The 23931-nt window shown below is 72.2% G+C and carries 18 protein-coding genes and 2 pseudogenes; 8 read left to right on the forward strand and 12 right to left on the reverse strand.

The genetic code is table 11. The features are described from left to right. Positions 1 to 141 precede the first annotated feature (141 nt). Positions 142 to 921, reverse strand: coding sequence for a TetR/AcrR family transcriptional regulator (locus tag OG896_RS02135; protein ID WP_329361821.1), 780 nt, complete (start codon positions 919 to 921; stop codon positions 142 to 144). A 105-nt stretch (positions 922 to 1026) separates the two neighbouring features. Here OG896_RS02135 and OG896_RS02140 point away from each other — a divergent pair, with 105 nt between their 5' ends. Next, the gene (locus OG896_RS02140; protein WP_329361823.1) at positions 1027 to 2760 is read left to right on the forward strand and encodes a carboxylesterase/lipase family protein; all 1734 of its coding nucleotides are present in this window, start codon (positions 1027 to 1029) and stop codon (positions 2758 to 2760) included. A gap of 387 nt (positions 2761 to 3147) precedes the next feature. Then, entirely contained in the window at positions 3148 to 5793 is a 2646-nt protein-coding gene (locus tag OG896_RS02145) for a PA14 domain-containing protein (RefSeq protein WP_329361825.1), read from the forward strand. A gap of 165 nt (positions 5794 to 5958) precedes the next feature. On the opposite strand, the gene OG896_RS02150 is transcribed toward OG896_RS02145, so the two are convergent. Next, positions 5959 to 6378, reverse strand: coding sequence for a hypothetical protein (locus tag OG896_RS02150; RefSeq protein ID WP_329361827.1), 420 nt, complete (start codon positions 6376 to 6378; stop codon positions 5959 to 5961). Positions 6379 to 6678: 300 nt separating this feature from the next. On the opposite strand from OG896_RS02150, the gene OG896_RS02155 reads away from it, so the two are divergent. Continuing rightward, positions 6679 to 7293, forward strand: a complete 615-nt coding sequence (locus tag OG896_RS02155) for a putative immunity protein (protein ID WP_329361829.1) — start codon at positions 6679 to 6681, stop codon at positions 7291 to 7293. After that, on the forward strand, positions 7290 to 7805 hold the full coding sequence (locus OG896_RS02160) for a putative immunity protein (RefSeq protein WP_329361831.1): 516 nt from the start codon (positions 7290 to 7292) through the stop codon (positions 7803 to 7805). Before OG896_RS02155 ends, OG896_RS02160 begins: the two co-directional genes overlap by 4 nt. Before the next feature lie 160 nt (positions 7806 to 7965). Here OG896_RS02160 and OG896_RS02165 read toward each other — a convergent pair whose 3' ends face one another. The 4 genes and pseudogenes from OG896_RS02165 to OG896_RS02180 all read right to left on the reverse strand — a co-directional run bounded on the left by OG896_RS02165 (position 7966) and on the right by OG896_RS02180 (position 10673). Next, positions 7966 to 8925, reverse strand: coding sequence for a PhnD/SsuA/transferrin family substrate-binding protein (locus tag OG896_RS02165; protein ID WP_329361833.1), 960 nt, complete (start codon positions 8923 to 8925; stop codon positions 7966 to 7968). After that, positions 8918 to 9352, reverse strand: a complete 435-nt coding sequence (locus OG896_RS02170; RefSeq protein WP_329361835.1) for an amidohydrolase family protein — start codon at positions 9350 to 9352, stop codon at positions 8918 to 8920. The genes OG896_RS02165 and OG896_RS02170 overlap by 8 nt, the downstream gene beginning before the upstream one ends. A gap of 32 nt (positions 9353 to 9384) precedes the next feature. Further along, positions 9385 to 9568 (reverse strand): annotated as a pseudogene (locus tag OG896_RS02175) (4-carboxy-4-hydroxy-2-oxoadipate aldolase/oxaloacetate decarboxylase); the annotation flags it as partial. Positions 9569 to 9647: 79 nt separating this feature from the next. Further along, positions 9648 to 10673, reverse strand: coding sequence for an amidohydrolase family protein (locus tag OG896_RS02180; protein ID WP_329361837.1), 1026 nt, complete (start codon positions 10671 to 10673; stop codon positions 9648 to 9650). A 225-nt stretch (positions 10674 to 10898) separates the two neighbouring features. Here OG896_RS02180 and OG896_RS40390 point away from each other — a divergent pair. Continuing rightward, positions 10899 to 11426, forward strand: a pseudogene (locus OG896_RS40390) (GntR family transcriptional regulator); the annotation flags it as partial. 70 nt (positions 11427 to 11496) lie between these two features. On the opposite strand, the gene OG896_RS02185 reads toward OG896_RS40390, so the two are convergent. Then, positions 11497 to 12174, reverse strand: a complete 678-nt coding sequence (locus OG896_RS02185) for a GntR family transcriptional regulator (RefSeq protein WP_329361839.1) — start codon at positions 12172 to 12174, stop codon at positions 11497 to 11499. A gap of 149 nt (positions 12175 to 12323) precedes the next feature. Here OG896_RS02185 and OG896_RS02190 point away from each other — a divergent pair, with 149 nt between their 5' ends. The 3 genes from OG896_RS02190 (at position 12324) to OG896_RS02200 (ending at position 15416) form a co-directional block, all read left to right on the forward strand. After that, positions 12324 to 12809 carry a nitroreductase family deazaflavin-dependent oxidoreductase gene (locus tag OG896_RS02190; protein WP_329361841.1) on the forward strand — a complete coding sequence of 162 codons (486 nt, stop codon included), beginning with the start codon at positions 12324 to 12326 and terminating at the stop codon, positions 12807 to 12809. A gap of 415 nt (positions 12810 to 13224) precedes the next feature. Continuing rightward, entirely contained in the window at positions 13225 to 13947 is a 723-nt protein-coding gene (locus OG896_RS02195; RefSeq protein ID WP_329361843.1) for a sulfite exporter TauE/SafE family protein, read from the forward strand. 692 nt (positions 13948 to 14639) lie between these two features. Beyond that, positions 14640 to 15416 carry an AfsR/SARP family transcriptional regulator gene (locus OG896_RS02200; protein WP_329373624.1) on the forward strand — a complete coding sequence of 259 codons (777 nt, stop codon included), beginning with the start codon at positions 14640 to 14642 and terminating at the stop codon, positions 15414 to 15416. 149 nt (positions 15417 to 15565) lie between these two features. Here OG896_RS02200 and OG896_RS02205 read toward each other — a convergent pair whose 3' ends face one another. The 5 genes from OG896_RS02205 to OG896_RS02225 form a co-directional block, all read right to left on the reverse strand. Continuing rightward, positions 15566 to 16138: a flavin reductase family protein gene (locus tag OG896_RS02205; protein ID WP_329361845.1), complete on the reverse strand. Its 573-nt coding sequence runs from the start codon at positions 16136 to 16138 to the stop codon at positions 15566 to 15568. A 3-nt stretch (positions 16139 to 16141) separates the two neighbouring features. Next, complete coding sequence (locus OG896_RS02210; protein WP_329361847.1) at positions 16142 to 18271, reverse strand: tetratricopeptide repeat protein; 2130 nt, start codon at positions 18269 to 18271, stop codon at positions 16142 to 16144. 50 nt (positions 18272 to 18321) lie between these two features. Next, a complete protein-coding gene (locus tag OG896_RS02215) occupies positions 18322 to 19644 on the reverse strand; it encodes a hypothetical protein (RefSeq protein WP_329361849.1) in 1323 nt (440 codons plus the stop codon). A gap of 301 nt (positions 19645 to 19945) precedes the next feature. Next, positions 19946 to 22714, reverse strand: a complete 2769-nt coding sequence (locus OG896_RS02220) for a glycosyl hydrolase family 95 catalytic domain-containing protein (protein ID WP_329361851.1) — start codon at positions 22712 to 22714, stop codon at positions 19946 to 19948. Between the two features lie 278 nt (positions 22715 to 22992). Further along, entirely contained in the window at positions 22993 to 23826 is an 834-nt protein-coding gene (locus tag OG896_RS02225) for a FadR/GntR family transcriptional regulator (RefSeq protein WP_329361853.1), read from the reverse strand. Positions 23827 to 23931 lie beyond the last annotated feature (105 nt).

The raw sequence follows: 23931 nt of genomic DNA on the forward strand, positions 1-23931 counted from the left end.
GAAGTCGCCCCGGCCGCCCTCCTGGAGGAGGTTGCCGCGCCCCGGCCCGCTGCCGGGGGGCATCTTCGCGGCCGTCAGCAGACCGCGTGCGTGGCCGCACCGGCGGTCGGAGGGCCGCATTCCCGCTGGACAAGCCGCGGTTCAGCGGCCCTTCGTACGTCGAGCGATCAGGACCTCGATTCCGTCCAGGATTCGGGTCAGGCCGAAGTCCACGTCGTCGTCGCCGATGGCATCGTCGTATGCGTTGTCCGTCATCATGGCCGCCAGAATGGGATATCCGTGCTCATGCAGGAGCGGTTGAAGGAACTGCGCCACGGCGGCCGATTGGACCGGCGCCGCACTGCTGTTGCGCACGTCGCGGCGGGCACTGGCGATGCGCCGCGCGTAGCCGTCGAGCAGCAGCGCGCACCCTAGCGATTCGGCGGTGCTCAGCCCGGCGCCGGTGAGCGCTTCCAGCAGTACTTCCGTCCAGCGCAGCAGGTTCGGGGTCGCGGGCGCCCCGCGGATGGGCAGGTCGGGCAGCCACGGATGGGTGTCGCATCGCTCGATCATCGCCCTGGTCCACCTGGCGGCCGCGGCCCGCCACCGGTCCGTGCCGGTTTCCAGGTCCGTACCGGTTGCCAGCTCCGTGCCGGTTTCCAGGTCCGGCGCCGGGCCCCACGCGGTCTCGGCGACGAGCACCAGCAGTTCGTCCCGCGAACTGACATACCGGTAGACCGCGTTGGCGCTGAGCCCCACCCGCTTGGCGATGTTCGGCATGGACAGGGCCGCGAAGCCTTCCGCGTCGGCCAGCGCGACGGCCGCTTCGACGATTCCCTCGACACTCTGCGAGGGCTTCCGGCCCAGCCGCCCCGTCTTGGCGGTCAGCCCCCACGCCAGGGCGAGGCCAGGTGGCAGCCGCTCATCGTCACTTGTCGGCATCGGGCCCGTCTCCGTGTCTCGTCCGCAGGGCATTGACTTCGTGGGTGCCTCACACTTTATATTAGTGTGGACCCCACACGAACTAGTTTGAGGAGGAGAACGTCGATGAATCCCACCGGCGAGCCCACCGACCCGCCCACCGACCCGCCCACCGACCAACCCACCGGCCGGCCCATCGAGCAGGACCTCTCACCGGGCCATGGCAGGTCGCGGACCTCCCTGCGGTCGCGTTTACGGTCCCTGCTGACCGCTCTGCTCTGCGGCGCCATGGTCATCGGCGCGGCCGGATGCTCGCAGGCTGCCCATCGCGCCGGGGGTGTCCCAGCCGGTCCCGCCACCGTGGTCAGGACGGACACCGGCTTGGTCGAAGGCCGCCTCGGCACGGACACCCGGATGTTCCAGGGGATTCCTTACGCCGCCCCGCCGGTCGGGCGGCTGCGCTGGGCCTCGCCCCAGCCGGCCGCGTCCTGGTCCGGCGTGCGGAACGCCACCGAACCCGGCAACCGCTGCGCACAGGCAGCGGGGCTCATCGACCAGCAGAGCAGCAGTGAGGACTGCCTCTATCTGAACGTCACCACGCCGGCGCGCGGCAGCGCCCGCAGCCTGCCGGTGATGGTGTGGATTCACGGCAACGGCTTCATCAACGGCGCCGGGAGCCTTTACGACGCGCAGCGCCTGGCCGCCACGGGCAAGGTGATCGTGGTCAGCTTCAACTACCGGCTCGGCGTCTTCGGATTCCTCGACCATCCCGCGCTCGACCACGGCCCGGCCAAGCACCTGTCGGGCAACTTCGGCCTGGAGGACCAGCAGGCCGCGTTGCGGTGGGTGCGGCGCAACGCGGCGGCATTCGGCGGCGACCCGGCGAACGTCACGCTCTTCGGCGAGTCGGCCGGCGGTACCAGTGTCTGCGCGCATCTCGTGGCGCCGGGGTCAGCGGGCCTCTTCCAGAAGGCGATCCTGCAAAGCGCCCAGTGCACGGGACGAAAATGGTCACCGGGTCCGGCGACCTGGTTCCCGCTGCCGCGCGCGGAGCGCGAGCGGCACGGGCTCGACCTGGCGGCCAAGGTCGGCTGCTCCGACCGCCGGACAGCAGCGGCCTGCCTCCGCGCCGTACCCGTGGACGAACTCGTCAAGTGGTCCGACTACGGGCTCGGGTCCGGACCGGCGGTCGGCGGCGGCGTACTGCCCGTGAGCCCGGAACAGGCTTTCGCCACCGGCCACTTCAACCGGGTCCCCGTCATCCAGGGAACCACCCGGGACGAACACCGCCTGTTCACCGCGGCCATCGAAGCCGCGACCGGCCAGACGACGACCGACGCCGGCTACCGGCAGCAGATCCGGGCCCTCTTCACCCCGGGCGACGCGGCCCGTGTCCTGGCCCGCTACCCCGCCGACCACTTCCACTCCCCCGGCGAGGCGCTGTCCGCCGTCGTCACCGACTGGGCCTGGGGGTGCACGGTCCTCGACCGGGACCTGGCCCTGGACCGGCACGTGCCGACCTACGCCTACGAGTTCGACGACGCCGAAGCTCCCTGGTTCGACACCCTCAAGAAACCCGATTTCCCCACCGGGGCGTTCCACGGCAGCGAGCTGGAGTATCTCTTCGACGACGAGCAGCTCCCCGGTCCGGCCACTCCCGCCCAGCACCGACTCGCGGACACGATGGTGCGCTACTGGGCCCGGTTCGCCTACACGGGCGACCCGAACGGCCAGGGCACGGCGCCCTGGCCCCGATTCGGAACCGGCCGACACGTCCAGTCGCTGCAACCGGGGAAGACGGAACCGGTCGATCTCGCCCAGGAACACCAGTGCGGCTTCTGGAAGACCATCGACGGCTGACGGCCGCCACGGCGCCCGTCCTCGCCGCATGAGGCACCTCGCCTTCGGCGCCCTTCCGCTCACCGAAGGGCGCCGAAGTGCGCCGAAGTGCGCCGAAGTGGCCCGAAGCCGCCGAAGGACACGACGTCGCCACATTCGGCAAGGGCGACAACTGCGCCGAATTCGATTTCGCGTTCCCTGCCGCGAGCCGTGGATCACCGCAGCAAACGGCACCAAAACGACTTTGCGCAGTCATTGCACAGGGGGTAGACGCCGCCCCACCACCCTGCTTTCATTCCTACCGTCCACTTTTCCAACGTTGGAAAGATGGCGGTGGCGGCATATCCCTCCGCCGTTCCTCCGCCGTTCCCTGGACGCCGAGTTCTCCCACGGAGAGGTGTATCCGCAGTGAGATCAGGCAGATTCCGCCCACCGCACCGACGCCGATTCGCCGCCCTGGTACCGCTGCTGCTGGGCGCGGCACTGCTCGTCCCGACCACCGCGGGCGCCGCGGAACCGGCGTCCGCCGCCCGGTCCGCGGCGCCCGTCGCCGACACCCCGCAGGGCCTGCGCGCGGACTACTACCTCAGCTCCGACGCCACGTCGCTGGACTTCGCGCAGTACAGCAGCACCGGCGTCGAGAACTCCCTCAACGTCCCCGACCTGCTGCCCACCCTGCGCGACTACGCCGGTTCGACCCTGAACGTCGCCGCGCACTGGACGGGCCAGCTCGACGTCCCGGCCGGCGGCACGTACACGTTCTACATCAAGGGCGACAACGGCTTCCGCATGTCGCTCGACGGGTCGAGCGTGATCGACCACTGGACGACCGACTGGGACGTCCAGACGCAGTCCGAGCCGATCACGCTGACCGCCGGCCCGCACACCCTGGCGTTCGACTACAACCAGGGCGACGGCGGCGCGTACATCACCACCGAGTGGTCGGGCCCCGGGATCACCCGGCAGGCGATCCCCGACTCCGCGCTGCACCTGCCGGCCGGCTTCACCGCACCCACCGTCGACGCCGCGGTCACGTCCTCGGGCAAGAGCGCGACCGTGCAACTGCCCGGAGCGGTCAGCTCGCTGCCGTCCGACCTCGGCAAGCACCTGGCGGTCATCGCGGGCAGCAGTCGGTGGACGCCCGACATCGTTGTCAACCCCGCCGACAGGTCACAACTGCTGCTGACCGCGGGGAAGTCCGACATCCCCGCCGCGCTGAAGGCGAAGGTCCGGATCAGCTACGACGGGCAGGGCGGCCTGGCCACCGCCGCGGGCCCGGTCCCGCTCTTCTCCGGCCTGGCGACCAACAACTCCACCTGGTACTTCGCCACCAAGTGGGCCAAGGACGTCAGCCCCGAGAACGCGCTCCCGGACTACCCCCGGCCGCAGATGACCCGTGACAAGTGGCAGAACCTCAACGGCACCTGGCAGTTCCAGGGCACCGCCGAGAACGCCGCGCTGCCGAACGGCAAGCTGAGCGGGTCGATCCTGGTGCCGTATCCGATGGAGGCGCCGCTGTCCGGCGTCGCCGAGCACCACGACTGGTCGCTGTACCAGCGCACGTTCACCGTTCCGCGGAACTGGCGGGTCGGCTCGGGCAACCGGCTGAACCTCAACTTCGGCGCGGTGGACTACGAGGCGTGGGTCTACGTCAACGGCAAGCAGGTCGCCCACCACGTCGGCGGCTACGAGGCGTTCACCGCCGACGTCACCGACGCGCTGGCCGGACGCGGGCCGCAGACCCTCACGTTGAAGGTCAAGGACACCATCGACCCCAACACGCCGACCGGCAAGCAGTCGAGCGACCCCAGCGGCATCTGGTACACCCCGTCCTCCGGCATCTGGCAGACCGTCTGGATGGAGCCGGTGGCCAAGGCGAGCATCGACTCGCTGGTCCTGACGCCGAACCTGTCCGACGACACGCTGTCCGTCACCGTGCGCCCGTCCGCCGGCACCCCCGCGTGGTCCCTGGTGAACGCCACCGCGTACGCGGGCGGCAAGCCGGTGGGCACGGTCATCGGCACCGTGGGCGGGAAGCTGACGCTGCACGTGCCGCACCCGGAGCTGTGGAGCCCCGACCACCCGTACCTGTACAACCTCAAGGTCTCTCTCACCGACGGCCTTTCGTACGACTCGGTGGGCTCGTACTTCGGCATGCGGTCGGTGTCCGTCGCCAAGGTCGGCGGCGTGAACAAGGTGGAGCTGAACGGCAAGCCGACCTACCTGCTGGCCAACCTGGACCAAGGCTTCTGGCCGGACGGCATCTACACCGCGCCGACCGACGCGGCCCTCAAGTCCGACCTGGAGCTGGACAAGCAGCTCGGCTTCAACACGGTGCGCAAGCACATCAAGGTCGAGCCCGCGCGCTGGTACTACTGGGCCGACAAGCTCGGCGTGATGGTCTGGCAGGACATGCCGAGCCGCAACGTCGGGCCCGGCGCGAGCGAGGCCAGCGACAAGGCGTTCAGCGACCAGGCGCACGAGATCGTGGACCAGCACCTCAGCGACCCGTCCATCATCGTCTGGACCATGATGAACGAGGGTTGGGGCGAGCAGTCCAAGGAGGCCACCGGCGCGCTGGCCGACTCGATCAAGCAGCAGGACCCGAGCCGGCTGGTCGATGCCGCGTCCGGCGTCAACTGCTGTGCCTCGCAGGGCGACTCGGGCAAGGGCGACCTGATCGACTACCACGTGTACCACGGTCCCGCGTTCCCGTCCCCGGACGCGACCCGGGCCGCCGTGGACGGCGAGCACGGCGGGTACTCGCTGAACGTGCCCGGCCACATCCTGGGGGTCTCCGGCGGCCAGAACTACGGTGGCGACGCCTCGACCATCGCGGAGCTGACCCAGGACTACGTCGACAACACCAGCCAGTTGCTGACCGCCGCGGCCGGCAACCTGTCCGGCTCGGTGTACACGCAACTCAGCGACGTCGAAGGCGAGTTGAACGGGCTGATCACCTACGACCGCGAGGTCGTCAAGGTCGAGCCCGGGCCGGTTCGGGACATCAACCGCAAGCTCATCGCGGCCGGTGCCGCGGCGGGAACGTCCTGACCCCTTCCGGCAGTTGACACCCGCCGTCCCACCGGGACGGCGCCGGCCGGGCCCGGCGGCACCTCAAGTGCCGCCGGGCCCGGCGCGTAATCGGGTGCCCGGTGGGTCGGGACCCGGTCCGGGGTCCCCTTCTCGACCGCCGCGGGCGGCCCCGGCGCGGGCTTTCTAGCGGACGGTGACGTGGAACACCGGGGAGGCCGTGCTGCCGCTGACGATGCGCAGGTCGTTCTTGCCCTTCAGGCCGAGTTCGACGCCCAGGGAGTAGGAGCCGCTGCGGGTGATGGGCGCGGAGGCGGGCAGGGAAACCCACTTGCCGTGCTGCTTCTGCTGGAGCGTCACCTTGCTGCCGGCCTTCAGACCGGTGGTCTTGCCCGTGACCCGGAACAGCTTCCAGGCGGCGACCGAGGTGACCGACGGCGTGGCGGTGATGGCGGCCTTGGCAGGCGCCGCCGACTGCGCGGCGGCCGGAGGCGCGGCGTGCGCGGCCGGGGTGGCCGCCATCGCGGTGCCGGCCACGGCGAGGGAGGCCGCGGTGAGGGCTCCGAGGGCGGCGACGCGCAGGGAGTTCCGCTTGGTGATGACCATGAGTCTGTCCGTTCCCTTGTGAAACTTCGCGGTATCAACCAAAGGCGTGATAAGTGCCGTTGGTGTGGTCTCACCGGATAAGACGGCCGATCGCACGATTGCGTTGTGGACGCCTCGTCACCGTCTCGTAACAGCCGGGTCATGGGGTGGGTGCCCGAACCGCCCACCGCCGGCCGCCGGCGGCCCCGCCTCGGAGCACCGGATCTCCTTCCGCCGCTCCCGGCCGTGGGCCGCCTGGCCGGACGGGAGCCGCTCGACGGAACCGTGGCGCCGGTGCGGTCAGGGTTACGCTTCGGGGCCATGGCGCAGAGCACGCACACCGTGTCCGGGGACTTCGATCTCACGATGGACGAACTGCGCGTCGTGGCGCGTTACGTGGTGCGGCACGCGGAGGACGTCCTGCCGGTCTTCGAGCAGGCCGTTCCCGATGATCCACGCCCCCGTGCGGCGATCGAGGCGGCCTGGGTGTTCATCAACGGTGCCGGCCGGACGAAACTGCAGCGCGTCGCCTCCATCGACGCTCATCGGGCCGCCCGGTCCGCGCCCTCCGAAGCCGCGCGCCTGGCCGCGCGATCCGCCGGTGACGCCGCATCGGCCGCGTACCTGCACCCCATCGCCCAGGCCGGCCAGGTCGGCCACATCCTGCGGGCCGGCGCGAGCGCCGCGCGGATCGGGGAGGTGGCGGCGGGTGGTGATCCCGCGATCGGAGACGCCCTGCTGGAACGGTCGCGGCGGCTTGCGACACCGATGCTCATCGATGTGCTGTGCCGCTACCCGCCCGCGCCGGGCGGCAGCAGTCGCGTCGCCCGGCTGATGGGCGCTCTGGACCGTTCCCTGCGCCAGGCGGTTGACCGGCCACCAGGGCCCGTCGAAGCGAGCGGCGCCGATGCGGACAGGGGGGAGGGCACGTCGTGATCCTCCCGAAGGTCCGCGACCCCCGCTTCGTGACGATCCGCCGTGGTGGGACGCTCACCGACGCGGATCACCGCCTCCTCGCGCTGTGGGCCGCCGCCTGCGCGGAGCACGTCCTCGGCCTCTTCGAGTCGGCCCGGCCCGACGACCCGCGACCGCGCCAGGCGATCGAGCACGCCCGGGCCTGGGTACGTGGCGAGGTCGGGATGATGCGGGCCCGCGCGGCGGGCGGGCACGCGATGGGGGCGGCCAGGGATCTGCGTGGGGCGCCCCGGCACGCCGCGTACGCCGCCGGCCAGGCCGGGGTGGTCGCCCACGTCGCCGCGCACGAGCTCGGCGCGGCCGCCTACGCGATCAAGGCCGCACGTGCGGCGGCACCGGAAGGCGAGAGCGAGGCCGCGGGACGAGTCGAGTGCCGGTGGCAGCGCGACCGGCTCCCGGACGCGATCCGCGAGCTCGTCCTCGATGACCAGCGGCTGCGCAACGACATCTGCTGGTGGGTGTTCGACTGCTGAAGCCGGACCGTGGACGGCCTCCCCTGGTCGGCCCGGCGCGGATCACCGGGCACCGCCGTCCAGTTGTCGGGTGCCGCCGTCCGGTGGTGGGCGCACACGGTCGACGCGGAGCCGTTCGGGTCGGGGAGGACGCGCCGCCGCCTCGGCGGACGTGGCCGGGTCAGGTCCCGGCCGGTGGGGCGCCCAGCAGGCGGCGGAACGGCTCGAAGACCTCGTCGGCGCCGAGCGGGCGGGGCAGCAGTCCCTGGGCGAGGCAGGCGGCGGCGATCTCCTCGATCGGGCGGTTCAGCCGTTCCAGGCCCGACATCGTGAGCCGTGGCTCGTCGGCCGGGTGAGCCGGCGCCCGCCCGGCGGCGGCCTGCCCGGCCGCGGCCTGCCCGGCGGCGGCCTGACCCGCGGCGGCCTCCTCCGCCCGGCACAGCAGCGCGTACGCGCCGCGCACGGCCGCCGGCTCGCGCTCCAGGGTCGCCGTCGAGACGGCCACGAGGTGGTTGACCGGGGCGTATCCGTGGGCGGCGCACCACGCCCGGTCCCGCTCGGCGGCCCGGTCGATCACGGGGACGAACTCCTCCCCGCCGGGAAGGTCGTTGCCGAGGACCGCCGCGTCGACCTCGCCGGAGCGCAGTGCCTCGACGAGGCTGCCGGACAGCGTGCGCTCCACGAACCGCGGGTCGTCGTACTCAGGGACGTGCGCCTCGTCCTGGGTGACCCAGTGCGACTCCTCGGCGGCCAGCCCGAAGTCCTCGGCGAGGTGGCCGCGCACCCACATCCCGGTGGTCTGGGTGTAGGAGCGCACGCCGATCCGGCGGCCGCGCAGCCCGGTCGGGTCGGTGATCGGCCGCGAGCGGTGCGCGATCAGGTATCCGCGCTGGAACCGCGCGGCCACCACGACGGGCAGCACCGCGATCGGGTGGCCGTGGGCGATCGCCTGTAGTGCGGTGACGACGGCCAGTTCGCTGACGTCGTACGCCTGCTCGCGCACCATCGGCGCGAACGCCCGGTGGATCGGCGCCACTTGGACGAAGTCCAGGCCGACGGCAGGATCGGTGAACGTGCCCGCGCGCAGCAGGTCGCCGATGGGGTGGGCGCCCAGCGCGGTACGCAGCCGGACCTCACGCATCGCCGTTCTCCTTCGTCCTCGTCCGCGCGACCCAGGAGCAGCGCTCGGCGGTGCCGCCGAAGACGGCCTCGGCGTCCGCGGCCGGCAGGATCGCCGGCGACTCACGAGCCGGGCCGGGCGGACCGGCCGGCTCGCCCTCCGCTGCGGGGAAGCCGGAACCCCACATCAGACGCGCGGAGCCGGCTGCGGACAGCAGCGCGGCCAGGAAGTCCGGCACCGTGGAAGCGCCGTGCCGGGCGGCGCCGCTCGCCCGGCGGCTCGGTTGCAGAGGCAAGCCGGCGAAGTCGGCGAGCTCGGACAGCGCCCCGGACCGCCGGTACGGCGCGCCGTCGGACAGGTCGGGGCGCGCGCGGTGGTCGAGCAGCGCGCGGGTGCGCGGGAGGCGTTCACGTGCGCGGCTCAGCGCGGGAATTCCCTCGACGGTCATCTGCCGGCAGATCGGGATGTGTTGTGCCTCGGCACCGTCAGCGCGGTGCCGCACAGGCGGGCGCCGGGGTGGATCGGGCGGAGGGAGGGGTGCGTCAGGCCGTGCCGGCCCATCGCCTCGTGCACGGTCGCCACGCCCGGCGCGGACAGCCGCGCCACGGCCCCGGGATCGGCTCGCTCGATCGATCGACGTGTGGACGACGCCGAGTTCTCGCATGCTTCTTCCTTTCACCCGTGGCTCGGTGACGCATTTCTGTCACGGGCCGGCCTGACGTGCCGTCGGGCCGGGGCGCGGCTCAACGTCCTGCCGCGCGCAGGCGCGCGTCGAGCCGGGGATAGACGAGTCGGGCGTTGCCCTCGGTGATCGCCGCGAGGTCCGCGGCAGACAGGCCCGCCCGCTCGACGTAGCGGCGGGTGTCGTCGAAGTGGTGCCCGGTGTCCGGGTCGATGCCGCGGACCGCGCCGATCATCTCCGAGGCGAAGAGCACGTTGGCGTGCGGGATCACCTTCAACAGCAGGTCGATGCCCGGCTGGTGGTAGACGCAGGTGTCGAAGTGGACGTTGCCCAGGAGGTGTTCGGCCGGCTCCGGCCGGCCGAGCGCCTGGGCCAGGCCGCGGAAGCGGCCCCAGTGGTACGGGACCGCGCCGCCGCCGTGCGGGATGACCAGCCGCAGCGTGGGGAAGTCGGCGAACAGGTCGCCCTGGATCAGCTGCATGACGGCGGTGGTGCCGGCGTTGAGGTAGTGCGCGCCGGTGGTGTGGAACGCGGGGTTGTCGCTGGTGCTCACGTGCACCATCACCGGTACGTCGAGTTCGACGATCTTCTCGTAGAGCGGGTACCAGGAGCGGTCGGTCAGCGGCGGCGCCGTCCAGTGGCCGCCGGAGGGGTCGGGGTTGAGGTTGACCGCGACGGCGCCCAACTCCTCGACCGCGCGGACGAGTTCGGGGACGCAGCCGGCCGGGGCGGCCCCGGGTGACTGCGGCAGCATCGCGGCGGGCGCGAAGCGGTCGGGGAACAGCTCGGCGACACGGGCGCACAGGTCGTTGCAGCACCGCGCCCATGCCTCCGACACGGCGAAGTCGCCGATGTGGTGGGCCATGAACGAGGCACGCGGGGAGAAGACCGTCAGGTCGATGCCGCGCTCGTCCATTCGCCGCAGCTGGTTGGCCTCGATGGTCGCGCGGATCTCGTCGTCGCCGATCCGAAGGTCGGAGGGCCGCGGCGGCTCACCGGAGCCGGCCAGGGCCCGGATCTGGCGCTCGCGCCACTCGCCCAGTGCGACGGGAGCGGTCGTGTAGTGGCCGTGGCAGTCGATGATCAACGCGGCCTCTCCTCGCTGGTCGTGAAGGCTGCTGGGGGCGGGCGTTCGTCTGTCGTGTCGCACTCCGCATGCTAGTCGTCCATCATATTGCTGACAATATTGCCAACGGTAAAGTCGGCAACTGGCTGAGCGATCCACGGGTGTCGACCTGGGGCCTGCGGGCCGGGGCCGCGGGCCGCGCGGGACCCATGAGAGCGGGACCCATGAGAGAGGAAGCGGCGACAGGTGACCAGCACGCGAAGAAAGAAGGCGGCCGCGCGGCGCCACGTCGGCGCCCAGATCCGAAGCGCCCTGTGGGTTGGCGAACTCATGCCGGGGCAAAGCCTGGTGGAGCAGGACCCGGCCGACCGGCCGGGGGCAACCCGCGGCTTCGTGCGCGAGGCGCTGCTCGACCTCGCCTCCGACGACCTGGTGGGCCGGTGGGCCGGTGGGCCAGTGGGCCGGTGCCGAACCGGGGCGCCCGGGTCAGGGTGGTCTCGGTCGAGGAGGCCCTCCAGATCACCGGGTGCCTCAGCGCTGGAGCGCCTGTGCGCGCGGACAGCGGCCGGGACCGCGAACGAGGAGCAGCGCGCCGCGACGGTCGAGGTCGGCGAGCGCCTGCGTACGGCGGTCGCCGAAGGGGCCTTCGCGACCTACTCCACGCTCAACCGCAGCCCGCACGACCTCGTCATCGAGTCCCCCGGCCGGGCCGTCGCCCAGCGCCAACTGGAGCGGCCCCACCCGCAGATGGCGCGCTTCCGGTTCCGCCTCGCGATGCGGCCCACCCCACGCGCGCCCCCGCCCCCGGCCCCCGCCCCCGCCTCAGCCCCGTTTCAGCTCCGTCTCAGCCGACGACGGACGAGGCAGCACCGTCAGCGGTCGCTCGCAACTCCTCCAGCACGCTGTCGAGATGCGCCCGCGTCGCCTCCTGCGCGGCGTCCGGGTCCCCGGCCACGACCGCGTCGATGATCGCCAGATGCTGGGGCAGCGACCTGGCGGGGCGGCCGGCGCGGGCGGCGAGGCGGAACTGGTGACGCACCATCTGGGCGCTGAGCCGGTCGAGCAGCGACTCGGCCACCGTCTGACCGCTCGCGGCGGCCACGCGCTCGTGCAGGCGGCGGTTGAGGGCGGAGTAGGTGTCCAGATCTCCTTCGGCGACGGCCGCGCGCATGCGCTCCCCGACGTCGAGGAGCGCCGTGCGGTCCTCGGCCGTCGCGTGGACGGCCGCCCGCCGCGCGCACAGGACTTCGAGCGCCGCGCGGCACTCCGTGATCAGCACGGCGTCCTCGACCGACACCACGCGCACCCGCGCGCCCCGGTTCGGCACCAGCTCCACCAGCCCCTCGGCGGCCAGCTCCTGGAGAGCCTCGCGGACCGAACTGCGGGTGACGCCGAACCCGTCCGACAACTCCTGCTCCACCAGCCGCTGGCCGGGCACCATGTCTCCGGCCGCGAGCGCCTCGCGGATGCCCTGCTGCACCGCGCTCCGCCCCGCCCGCCCCGACTTCCGGTCCTGCGCCACTGCGACCGCCTCGCTGAGTTCTGCTGTTCTCCTGTTCTCCGCCTGGAATATATCTCCGGCCTCTCCCGTGGCGCGCCGAAGCCGGCCGGCCGGCGCACACGGTTCCCGCACCGGCACTCGGGCCGCGCGGACGCGTGTTAGCCTCCGCTGTGCCGAAGATACGGAAGCTGCTCATGAAGCCGGGCGCCACGCGGGCCTGGGCGGCCCTGGGTCGCTTCCTGGCCCCCGCCGACCGCGTTCTGCTGGCCCTGAGCCGTGGCCGGGTCGGAGTGGGAGCGGCGGCGGGTCTGTCCACCCTGCTGCTGACGACGACCGGCCGGCACAGCGGGCAGCCCCGGCAGGTCCCCGTGCTGTACGTCCGCCACGGCGGCGGCCTCGTCGTGGTCGGCTCCAACTGGGGCGGCGACCGCCACCCGGGCTGGTCCGCGAACCTGCTCGCCCAGCCGCGGGCGGAGGTGACCGCCCGCGGCCGTACGACGGCGGTGACCGCGCGGCTGCTCACCGGCGAGGAGCGCCGGAGCGCGTGGGAGAAGGTCGCGGCGTACTGGCCCGCGTACGACGCCTACGCCACGCGGGCCCCCGACCGCGCGATCCGCGTCTTCCTCCTGACCAGGTCACCAGAGACGTCGGCCTGACCGGGACCGGTCCGCGACCGGGTGGCGCGGAGCCGCGCCGGGCGGTTGGGGTGCGGGCCGCCGCCGTTCCACGGGCCGTTGTCGATCCTGCACTCGAACCAGCTGGGGTTGCTGTTCAGGTGGCCGGACACCACGTTGAGGTTCACCGTGCCGTCGGTCTTCGAGCTGGGTCCCTGGCCGCCGTACACCGCCAACGCAGCGAGCTGCCGTGCCGGGCGCCGCGAACCGGTGCACCTTTCCCGTCATGGCGCTAGCATCGTGCCCGACAGCGCCTAGGGTTCCGGTGCCGGGTGGCACGGCTGGTCCGAGCGGCGCCACCGCGCGCCGCCGATCGGGGCGCGGTCATCTCAAAGGACAAAAGCCTGGAGGATCGGTTCCGCTCGCGCCCGCGACGGGACAGAAACGGTCCTTCCGCATGCTCGCGCTGTCCCTTCTCTCGTGCCTCGCCCTCGCCGCCGGTGTGCTCGGTGGCGTCGTCGGCACCGGCTCCTCGCTGGTCCTCCTGCCGGTGCTCGTCGTGCTGTACGGGCCGCGGGTCGCCGTTCCGGTGATGGCGATCGCCTCGGTGTTCGGCAACCTCGGGCGGGTGATCGCCTGGTGGCGCGAGATCCGCTGGCGGCCGGTGCTCGCGTACGCGCTGACCGGCGTGCCCGGCGCTGTGCTCGGCGCCCACACCCTGCTGACGATCCCCCCGGCCGCCGTCGATGTCTTCCTGGCCGGGTTCTTCCTGGCGATGATCCCGATCCGTCGCCTGATCCGGCGCTCACGCGTCCGTGTCCGGCTGTGGCACATGGCGCTCGCGGGGGCGTTCGTCGGTTTCCTCACCGGGCTGGTCCTGTCCACCGGGCCGCTCAGCGTGCCGGTGTTCACCGGATACGGGATGACCGGTGGCGCGTTCCTGGGTTCCGAGGCGGCGAGCGCGGTGCTGCTCTACGCGGGCAAGCTCGCGACGTTCGACACCGCCGGCGTCCTCGCGCCGCCCGTCGTCGCCCGCGGCCTCGTCATCGGGGTGGCCCTGCTCACCGGCGCCATGTGCGGCAGGTGGGTCGTGCGGCGGCTTCGCGTACGCACCTTCGAGCTTCTCGTCGACGCGGTGCTCGTCGTCGGCTCGGTGGGAATGCTGCTCGCACTGCGGTGAACGAGCCCCCCGCGCGGGTCGAGCCGGCGTTCGAAGGCCGGCCCGGCGGTCACCGGCCCGGCGCTCGGATTGCCGTATTTCGAGACAGCGGACAGCGCATCCGGAACCTCCGACCATTGCCGCCGAGGATTTTCCGGGCCACGAAATGGGCTGCCCACGAGGGGAGTTGGCGCTCCGCCAAGATCGAATATCAGGAATGGCGCAAATCTTCTTTTGTCTTGAATCCAGCTTTGTGCGATGGCTGGCATGTGGAAGAGTTCCATCCACGTCAGCTCACACGGGGAACGTCTCTTTCGAGGGAGGGCACTGTGGCCGGCACATCGTTCCGTGCGCGCCGTGCGTTCCTCCGTGGCACCGCACCGCTTCGCACGTGCTGCGTCGGCCCGCCCTTCACCCGCCGGCCGCGCCCGCGGGGCGGATTTCCCGGGCTATTGGCTCCCATGGCCGTGACATGAACTCCGGCCCGCCTTATCGGCGAGAAGTCGCCCCCTCGGTTCCCGCCCTTGCCTAGGGATGTTCTCCGCACGTCGTCCGCGCGCGCATATCGATCGGATCAGCTCTGCCGCAACGATCAGACCGGTTCGTAGAATTCGGAGACCGCCGTGGTCAGTCAGCTCACTCCAGCGTCACCCGGAATCCTCCCCGCAACGAGAGCGGAAGGCCCACGCTATTTCGTGCTGGGACCGGTGACGATGCTCCGGAACGGCCTGCCCCGCACCCCCAGCGCGCTCAAACAGCGGGCCCTGCTGGCCCTGTTGCTGCTGTCCGCCAACGCTCCCGTCCCGACCCACCGGCTGATCGAGGGGCTGTGGGGGTCGCGCCCGCCGCAGGCCGCCGCCGCGACCCTGCAGATGTACGTCTCCGGACTGCGCCGCGCCCTGGACCCCGAGCACGGTGCCGCGCATCGCGACCCGCGGCACCATCCGGTGCTGCGCACCGAGGCGAACGGCTACCGGATGCGGGTGGCACCGGGCGAACTCGACCTCGACCGGTTCCGCACCCTCACCGCGGCCGGCCGCCGCCACCTGGCCGAAGGACGATGTCGGCAGGCGGGCGAGGCGCTCCGCCAGGCGCTGGCACTCTGGCGCGGGCACCCGTTCGCCGACCTGGAGCACTCCGGCCGACTCGGCTCCTACGCCGTGCGGTTGGAGGAGGAACGCCTCTCGGCGCTCGGCGACAGCATCGACGTGGTGCTGTGCCGGGGCAGGAGCCACGAGATCAGCGATGTCATCGGTGAGCTGCACGAGTTGTGCGCCGCCCATCCGCTGCGGGAGTCGCTGCACGAGCAGTTGATCCGGGCGCTGTGCCGGGTCGGCCGCCGCGCCGAGGCGCTCACGGTCTACGCCCGGGTGCGCGGCATGATGATCGCGGAACTCGGCATCGAACCCGGCCCGGGGCTCAGAGCGGCCCAACTCGTCGCCCTGGAAGCACGCGAGCCCTACGGGACCGGGCATCTGCACTGCCGCTGACGGACCGCGGCACGGGGACGGGGACGGGGACGAGGACGAGGACGAGGACCCGGGCGAGGGCGGAACTCCGGGCAAGGGCGGGCCTCCGCGCGCGAGCGGCGACGAAGACGCGGACGAGGACGGAGACATCCGCGACGACAGGGGCCCGGTCACCGTGGCGCCGCCACCTGGTCCCGCTCCCCCGCGACCTCCCCCGCCCTCGCGGCGCCCCCCTGGTCCTCCGGCGCCGCCAGCCGCCACCCGAACCGCCGCCGGTAGTGGACCAGGGGATCGTCCTCCGCCGGGGCCGGCACGCAGCGCACCACCTCGCCGACCACCACGGCGTGGTCGCCGTGGTGGAGGACCGCGGTGGACACACACCGCAGATATGACGGCACGTCCGCGAGACGCGGCACCGGCCCGTCCCAACTCCACCGCGTGTGGGCGAACTTGTCCGCTCCCCGGCGGGCGAAGAGCTCGGCCGTCGCGCGGTCCGCGGCGCTCAGCAGATGGACGCCGAAGGCCGCGCCGACGACCGCCAGCGCCGGGCAGGCGCGGGCGGACTCGGCGACGGCGACCAGCACGGAGGGCGGCGCCACGCTGTAGGAGCAGACCGAGGAGACCAGCAGCCCGCACGGCGCGCCGTCGGCCCGCCGTACGGTGACCACGGCCACCGCGGACGCGAGCCGGGCCATGCTCTCGGTGAAGACCGCGGTCAGCGCCGCGTCCCCTCCCGGCGGCACCGCCTACACCCCGGCCCGCTCGGCGCGCAGGCACGAGGCGTGGTGGACCCGGGCTTCCTCGTCGTCGGTCTCCTCCAGCACCGCCGCGAAGTCGCTCACGGCGTCGGCGAACCGGCCCGCCGCCTCGTGCACCAGGCCCCGGTTGTAGCGGATGGCGGCGCCGCCGCCGATTCCGACCGCCCGGTCGAAGTCGGCCGTCGCCCGGTCCAGATCGCCCGCGCCGAAGGCGATCTCGGCCCTGACCGCCCACGCCTCGGCGAGGTCGGGGGCGCTTTCCAGAGCCGCGCCGAGCGCGTCGAGCGCGGGTCCCGATTCGCCCTGCTCGGCCAGCAACCGGCCCTTGAGCGTGAGCAGATGGGCGTTGCCGGGGTCCACGTCGAGGCCCGCCGCGACATCGCGCAGCGCGGCCTGCGGGTCGCCGAGTTCGGCGTGCACCCCCGCCCGGTTCAGCAGCGCGTCCACGTTGCCGGGGTCCAGCACCAGGGTGCGGTCGAACTCGGCGAGCGCGCCCTCGATGTCCCCGAGCTCCAGCCGGGCGTCACCGCAGTTGTAGTGCGCCTCGGGGAAGGGCGGTTCCAGCGTCAGCGCGTGCTCGTAGTCGGCGAGCGCCTCCTCGGTGCGGCCCAGGCGGCGCAGGATGTTGCCGCGGTTGAAGTAGTGGTCGGAGAAGTCGTCGTCGATGGCCATCACGATGGCGTAGTCCGCCAGTGCCTCCTCCAGCCGGCCGCTCATCGTGTGGACCTGGGCCCGGTTGTAGCGCAGCCCCACCCGGTGCCAGCTGCGCTCGCCGAGGCCGAGTTCCCTGTCCAGCCGCTCGATGCCCTCGTCGAGCAGCTTCAGCGCCTCGTCGGTGCCGCCGGTGCGGGTGGCGACGAGGGCGAGCCCGTTGCGGTTGAAGACGGAGAAGAACGTACGCTCCTGCGGGTCCTCCAGCACCGAGGCGATGGCGATCGCCTGGTTGATCCAGGCCCTGGCCAGCCCCGGATCGCGCTTGTCCGGGCTGAAGTGGCGGGCGTAGAGCATGCCGGTCTCGTAGGCGAGTTTCATGTGCACGGCCGGGTCGATGCTGGTGCGCCGGGCGGCGTCCTGGAGGGCCGCGGACTCCTCGGCCCGGCCCGCCGCCGCGAGCGAGACCGCGGTGTCCCGGGTGAACTCCCACCAGGCGTCGGGCTGTTGCGCCGCCTCCACCAGCAGCAGCCCGCGCTCGCCGTACTCCACCGCGGTCCCGTACAGACCGAGGTACTTGCAGCGGGTCTGCGCCCAGCGCAGCGCCTCGACGCCGGCGGTGCCGCGGTCACTGCCGCGTTCCAGGTGGTAGGCCAAGGCGCCCAGCCGCAGGGACGGTTGGGCCTCGGTCATGGGGGCCAGTACGGCGGCGCGGGCGTCGTGCAGCGCCACGCGGCTTGCCGGGTCCAGGGCTTCGTACGCCGCGACCGTCGCCGGGTTGTCCGCGACGCCGTCGGACTCGGCGTAGGCGCGGGCGAGTTCGTCCGGCGTGGGGGCGGCGGCGGCCGGTCGGGCCGCGGCGGGCTCCGGCACCCGGCCGGGCGCGGTGATCCGCTCGGTGTGGGCGAGCAGGGCCCGGGGCAGGTCCTCGGAGATCGGGCCCGGCCGCGACGGCGGTGTGTCGGGGCCGGTGGCGACCACGACGGTCAGCAGCCGGGCGGGGACCCGTCGCAGCAGCACGGCCAGGAACTCCTGGTCGGTGGCGTCGGCGTGTTCGACATCGTGCACCACCAGCGTCTGCGGGGCCCCGCCGGGGCCGCCGAGGTGGCTTTCGAGGAAGTCGACCAGGCCGTGCGAGATGCGCAGCGAGTGCAGTCGCGCGGGGTACCGGCTGACCGCGACCGGCCCGGTGGCGCTCGCCTCCAGGGGCCGGTGGATCGCCGGTACCAGGCCGGCCAGTTCGGGTGTCGTCTCCTGGAGTTCGATGCGGTGCCGCCGCGCGAGTTCCGGGTCGCGCCGCAGCGCCTCCGGGGCGATCGCCCGCAGGAGGGTCCCGACGGCCGTGTAGGGTCCGCGCAGGTGGCGGTGCGCGCTGACCGTCGCGAGCAGGGGCGGCAGCGACAGACCCCTGATCAGCCGGTCACGGTCGGCGCGCAACGGCGCCTGTATCCAGTAGTGGCTACTCATGAGCCTGCCTTTCGAGCGACGAGGTGAGCTGTGCTCCGGGCGTGCGGCCGTCAGGCGACGACGTGGACGGCTTCGGATCGGCGGCGGGCGCGGTCCCTGAGGGCGATCCACAGCGGGAGCAGCGTCTGCGTGAGCAGCAGGACCAGGAAGACCACCGAGTCCAGCAGCCGCAGGGCGCTCGCCCCGCCCGAGGTGAAGCGCTCCACGGAGTTCACGCACATGTGCACGAAGACCGGCAGCAGCGCGAAGAGCGTGGTGCTGAGGCTGATGGTGTAGCCGGCCAGCACGAGCCACGCGTACCAGCGGGCGGCCTTGAGGTCCACCGGATGCGCCGTGCTCAGGTCGGTGATCTTGTCGCGCCGGCCGAGGAGGCGGTTGACCCGGTTGCGCAGGGTCCGCAGGGCGACGCCGTGCAGGTCCACGTTGCCGAGCATGGTGGTGATCAGGACGTAGATGTCGGTGCGCAGGTAGAAGAAGAACTGCCAGAGCAGGCGGGTGAAGGTGGCGAAGGCCACGCCCAGGCAGACCCGGCCGGCCAGGGACGGGTGGCTGCCCGTCCCACCGAGGACGTCGGCGAGGACCACCAGCGCGCACAGCACCAGGACATCGGCGAGCATGCCCGCGAGGATCGGCAGGTACCGCTTGCGCCGGGGCACCGCCACCAGCCCGTCGAGGGCGGTCTCGACCACCAGGAAGTAGAAGCGGTAGGACATCGACAGCCGTGAGCGGATGGCGAGCCGGCGGCCGGCCAGCGCGTGGAAGATCTCGTGCAGCGCGATCAGCGGGGTGACCGCGACCAGCAGCGTCAGGTTCACCAGGGAGTAGTACGAGCTGAAGACGAGGTCGTGCGAGCGCGGCACCAGGCTGGGCGAACGCGCCATCAGCACCACGGCGGTCACCGCCAGTGCCGCGTAGCAGAACCAGGCGTACGGCGAGAACGTCGCCCGGCCCAGGCGCTGCCACCGCAGCGGGGCCGTCTCGGCGGGCTCCTCGTCGACGGTCCTGGTGAAGCCCAGTTCCTCCAGCGCCGCCAGGACGTCCTCGACGTCCGCGCTCTCACCGTAGGTGTCGCGGTAGCGGCGGGCGGCCTCGTCGGCGGTCGCGCCGCCTTCGAGCCAGCGCACGAGTTGGGCGCCGTCCGGCGGGAAGATCGCGTACGAGTCGATGTCCGCCCGGCCGATCGTCACACCGTCGCCGTCTTCGAGATAGACCAGCGGGTGGAAGAGGATCGGCTTCCGCGTGCTCTGACCGGTGGCCTGGCGGTCGACGGCCTGACCGCCGGTGGCCTCGCTGCTGACGGCCTGGCCGCCGGGCGCCTGACTGCTCGTGCCCTGACTGCTCGTGCCCTGACTGCTGGTGATCTGTTCCGGCACCGCTCGACCTCGCTTCTCCGCGGCCGTCCGCAGGGGCGATGTGCCCCGCTGGCAGATGGGGGGCGCGCGCCGCCGCCCGGCAGCAGGCTGCTGGACGGCGGCGTACCCTCGGCCTGGATCAGGCAGTCGGGTAGGTGTGGCAGCCCGCGGTCGTGAGACGGACGGGACCGGCCTTGCGGATCACGATCTTCTTCATCGCTGACCTCCTGGAGTGGGAAACGGAACGTGCTTCCTCACCTTCGGCGGGCCCTCCAGAACCTCACCAAACTCCCGCCAAACCGCGCCGCACCGCGGGGGCCGTCTACACCGCGATGAGCGTCCAGTTCTGGTGGTAGCCACCGGTGTTCGTCTGCTGCGTCAGCGTCGCGCCTTGGGAGGTGGCGGCGTCCGCCACGCCGATGACCTTGCCGCTGCGCACCGAGGTGAGGGTCACGAAGCCGCCGCCGACCGGGTCGATGGTCCACTCCTCGTTGGTGCTGTTGCCCGACGGCCACTGGATGAGGGTCGCGCCGTCGGCCGTCGAACCGCCGCCGACGTTGGCCAGCAGCCCGGAGTTGACGTTCCGCAGGGCGACCTTCCCCGCGCCCCGGTCCACGATCCGCCACTGCTGGTTCGACGACCCGGCCGCGTCCGGCCACTGGTCGAGCAGGACGCCCTGCTGCCGGGAGCCGCCGGGCACCTCAAGATCCATGCCCGTCAGGCGGTTGACCAGTCTGACGGTCGCGGGCCGCGCCGGGGTGACCGTGAGCGCACCGCTCGCCGGGATGGTGACGTGCTGGGTCCAGGTACCGAATCGCAGGCTCGTCGTGGCGCCCGCCGGGCCGTGCAGCGTGACCGACGTGGCCTGCCCGCCGGACCAGGTGAGGTCGACGGTCAGCCCGCCCCTGGCCCGCACCCCGGTGATGGAGCCCGTGGCCCAGGCCGGGGGCAGGGCCGGAAGCACCTCCACCACCCCGGGCCGTGAGTACACGAGCATCTCGACCGCCGCCGCCGGCGTGCCGAGGTTGGCGTCGATCTGGAAGAGCCCGGTGTAGACGTCGAAGAAGTTGATCGCCGTGCCGTTGCTGTTGTTCACGCTGAGCTTCATCACGCTGGCGAAGTACTGGTACGCCTTGCCGGCGTCCTTCAACCGGGCCCAGCAGACCGACCGCCAGGCCTCGGCCCAGCCGTAGTACCCGTCGCCGCGACGCGTCAGCAGGCTCCTGGCGCCGGCGAGCAGGGCCGCCGGACTGGAGTCGACCGCGATCCGGTCGCCCGGGAAGAGCCCGATGAGGGGGGACAGATGCCGGTGCTGGGGATCGTCGGCCAGGTCGGCCGGGTCCATCCACTCCTCCAGGTCGCCGGTGGTCGGGCTGACCACCGGGAGGTACAGCCTGCTCTGGAGGTCGGCCACCGCACCGGCGAAGGACGCGTCGCGGTGCAGGGCCGCGGCCGCCGCGCCGAAGTCCTCGAAGAGCTGCCAGACGAGTTCCTGCGCGTAGGTGATGCCGCGAACCGTGCCGTCCGGGCCGTGTTCCGGCGACCAGTCGTAGTCGTCGACGAGCACCTGGCTCCCGCCGACGTCCATCGTGACCAGCCGTGCCTGCCAGAACTCGCAAGCCCCTTTCAGCAGGGGGTAGATCTTCGCCAGATAGGCGGCGTCCTGGGTGTACTGGTAGTGGTCGAACAGGGTGGTGCACAGCCAGGCGTTGCCCGCCGGATGCCAGTTCCACCCCGAACCGCCGTTGATGTTGGTGGAGATGCCGACCGCCCAACCGGCGATCTTCCCGCTGGTGTTGCGGTAGCGGTTGCGCGTGTCGTTGAAGTCGGCCGTCGTCGTGGCGGTCCACACCGGAAGCTGCGACACGCAGTAGTCCGCGAACGGCTCGAACGAGGCGGGCAGGGCGCACCGGTCGGGGAGCCAGTAGTTCATCTGGACGTTGATGTCGGTGTGGTAGTCGCCCTGCCACGGCGGGTTGGGGCCGTCGAACCACAGGCCCTGCAGGTTGATCGGCAGGTCGTGGCGCGATCCGCTGATCATCAGGTAGCGGCCGAACTGCACGTAGGACGCTTCCAGTTCGGGGTCCGGCGCGGCACCCGAGGCGCTGCGGGCGGCCAGCCGGTCGGGGGTGGCCATGCCCCGCTGCGCCGGCGTGGACGCGCCGAGGTCGATCTTCTGGGCGCCGTACAGCGGTTGGTAGTCGGCGAGGTGCGCCGCGAGCACCTGGTCGGCTCCCGCGCTCTTGGCCGCGGCAAGGCGACTCGCCGCGACGGCGGCCGGGTTGATCGAGGTGTCCTGGTACCCGGCCGCCGTCGGCGAGTAGTCGGTCCCCGCGGTGACGACCACCAGCACGTCGCTGCACCCGGTGAAGGTGACGGTGCTGCCGCTGACGCCGACGGTTCCCCCGGAAGCGGTGGCCGAGGCCGCCACGGCGTACTTCAGTCCGTTGTCCGACGCGGCGGCGAAACCGGCGGTGTTCGTCGCGGAATCGGCCGTCGGCTGCTCCGCGTTCAGCCCGGCGAGCGTGATCGTTCCGGTGTACGTGCCGCCGCCGGACTGGGTCAGCCGGACCGCGATGACCTCGCCCGGCGCGCTGGCGACGATCTCGCGGCGGTAGGTGACACCGTCGACGGTGTAGCTCGCGGAGACGATGCCGTTGGCCATGTCGAGTTGGCGGGTGTAGCCGGTGGCGGACTGGTGCGCCGGAACCGCGACGTACACCTTGCCCATGAGGCCGGTGTGGCCGAACTCGGTGTTGTCGTAAGGGAACTGGCCGTCGGACTGCAGCGTGGCGTTGGCGGTGCCGTTCCAGAACGACCCGTCGTTGAGGTAGAGCGCCTCGCTCGCCGGCCCGCAGGTGGTCAGGGCGCCGATGCGGCCGTTCCCGACGGCGAGGCCCTGCTGGAGTATCGCGCTTTCGGTGGCCGGCGCCGTGTACCGCAGGAGGCTCGCGGCATCGGGGGTGACGAGCGAGGCGGTTGCCGGGGTGGCGGCGGTCGCGGGAGCGGCGGTGAACAGCCGGCCACCCCACAGGAGTGCCGCTCCCGCCGCTCCGGCCTTCAGCGCGCTGCGTCGGGACATGTCAGCCATGGGGCAGGTCCTTCCGGTGGACGTCCTGCTGAGCATTCGTATGACGAAATACGATGCAGAGGATGTCCTCGCCGGGCCGCCGGCGCAAGAGGTCGTACCGCACCGGTTCACCGCGGCGGCCGGCGCGCGGCCCTCGACGTGCGGCGAAGATGTGGCGAACGTGCGGCGAAGGGTACGGCGAACGTGCGGCAACCGCGCGGCGATACGGGCCCACCACCGGCACCCACCCGACGGGCCGGGCCGGGCGGGGCCGGCTGACGGTCACTCAGGACGCGAGGTCAGCGCTCCGGCCGCTCCGGCCGAGGCGGCCGCCGGTGCAGCCAGGACCGCTGGATGTGGTCGTCCATCGCCCGCGCGGCGCCCTCGGCGTCCCCGGCCCGCACCCGATCGTGGATGAGCCGGTGTTCGGCGGTGGAGTCCTGGCAGTCCTTGACCGAGGTGTCCCCGATGTAGCGCAGGCTCCGGTACGCCTCGGCGTTGATCGTGCGCACCACCGCCCGGCCGAGGCGGTTGCCCGACGCCACCATGATCGCGTCGTGGAACTCGAGGTCCGCGCGCAGGTAGCGGGCCGGATCGTTCTCCTCGGCCACCAGCAACTCGAAGGCCGCGGTGATGCGTTGCAGGTCCTCGGGTGCCGAGCGGGCGGCCGCCCGCGAGGCCATCTGGGCCTCCAGGGCGCGGCGCGTCGCGACCATGTCCTCCAGGATCGCCAGTTCCGCGTCGTGGCGGACGCTGGCGGCGAGCACCACCGGATTGAGCAGGTCCCACTCGTCGGAACGGCGAATCCGGGTGCCCTGTCCTTGCTGCGCCGTCACCAGCCGCATCGCCTCCAGTGACTTCACCGCCTCGCGGATCACCGTACGGCTGACGCCGAACAGCTCGCACAGCACCGGCTCGATGGGCAGCGGGCCGCCCTCGGGCAGGTCTCCGCCGACGATGCGGTCGATGAGGTCCTCGACGACCGCGGTGGCAAGCCGCTTGGGACGGCGAGGCCATGGCCGCAGCACGGTGCCGTGCTCGTCTGCGGGGCCGTCCGTACTGCCGGACGCGGGGCCGGATGCGGGTGCGGGGCCGTCCGTACCGCCGGCCGCGGGGGGTGGAACAGGGCTCATGGCGTCCGTTCTCGCGCTGGGTTCTGACCGTGGAGCATAGTCGACGCATTCCCTTGACTGCATTCGTATGACGAATTATGTTGTGCGCCATTCTCGGTCGCCCCC

Origin of the sequence: Streptomyces sp. NBC_00669 (assembly GCF_036226785.1) — a bacterium.
Classification (GTDB): Bacteria; Actinomycetota; Actinomycetes; order Streptomycetales; family Streptomycetaceae; genus Actinacidiphila.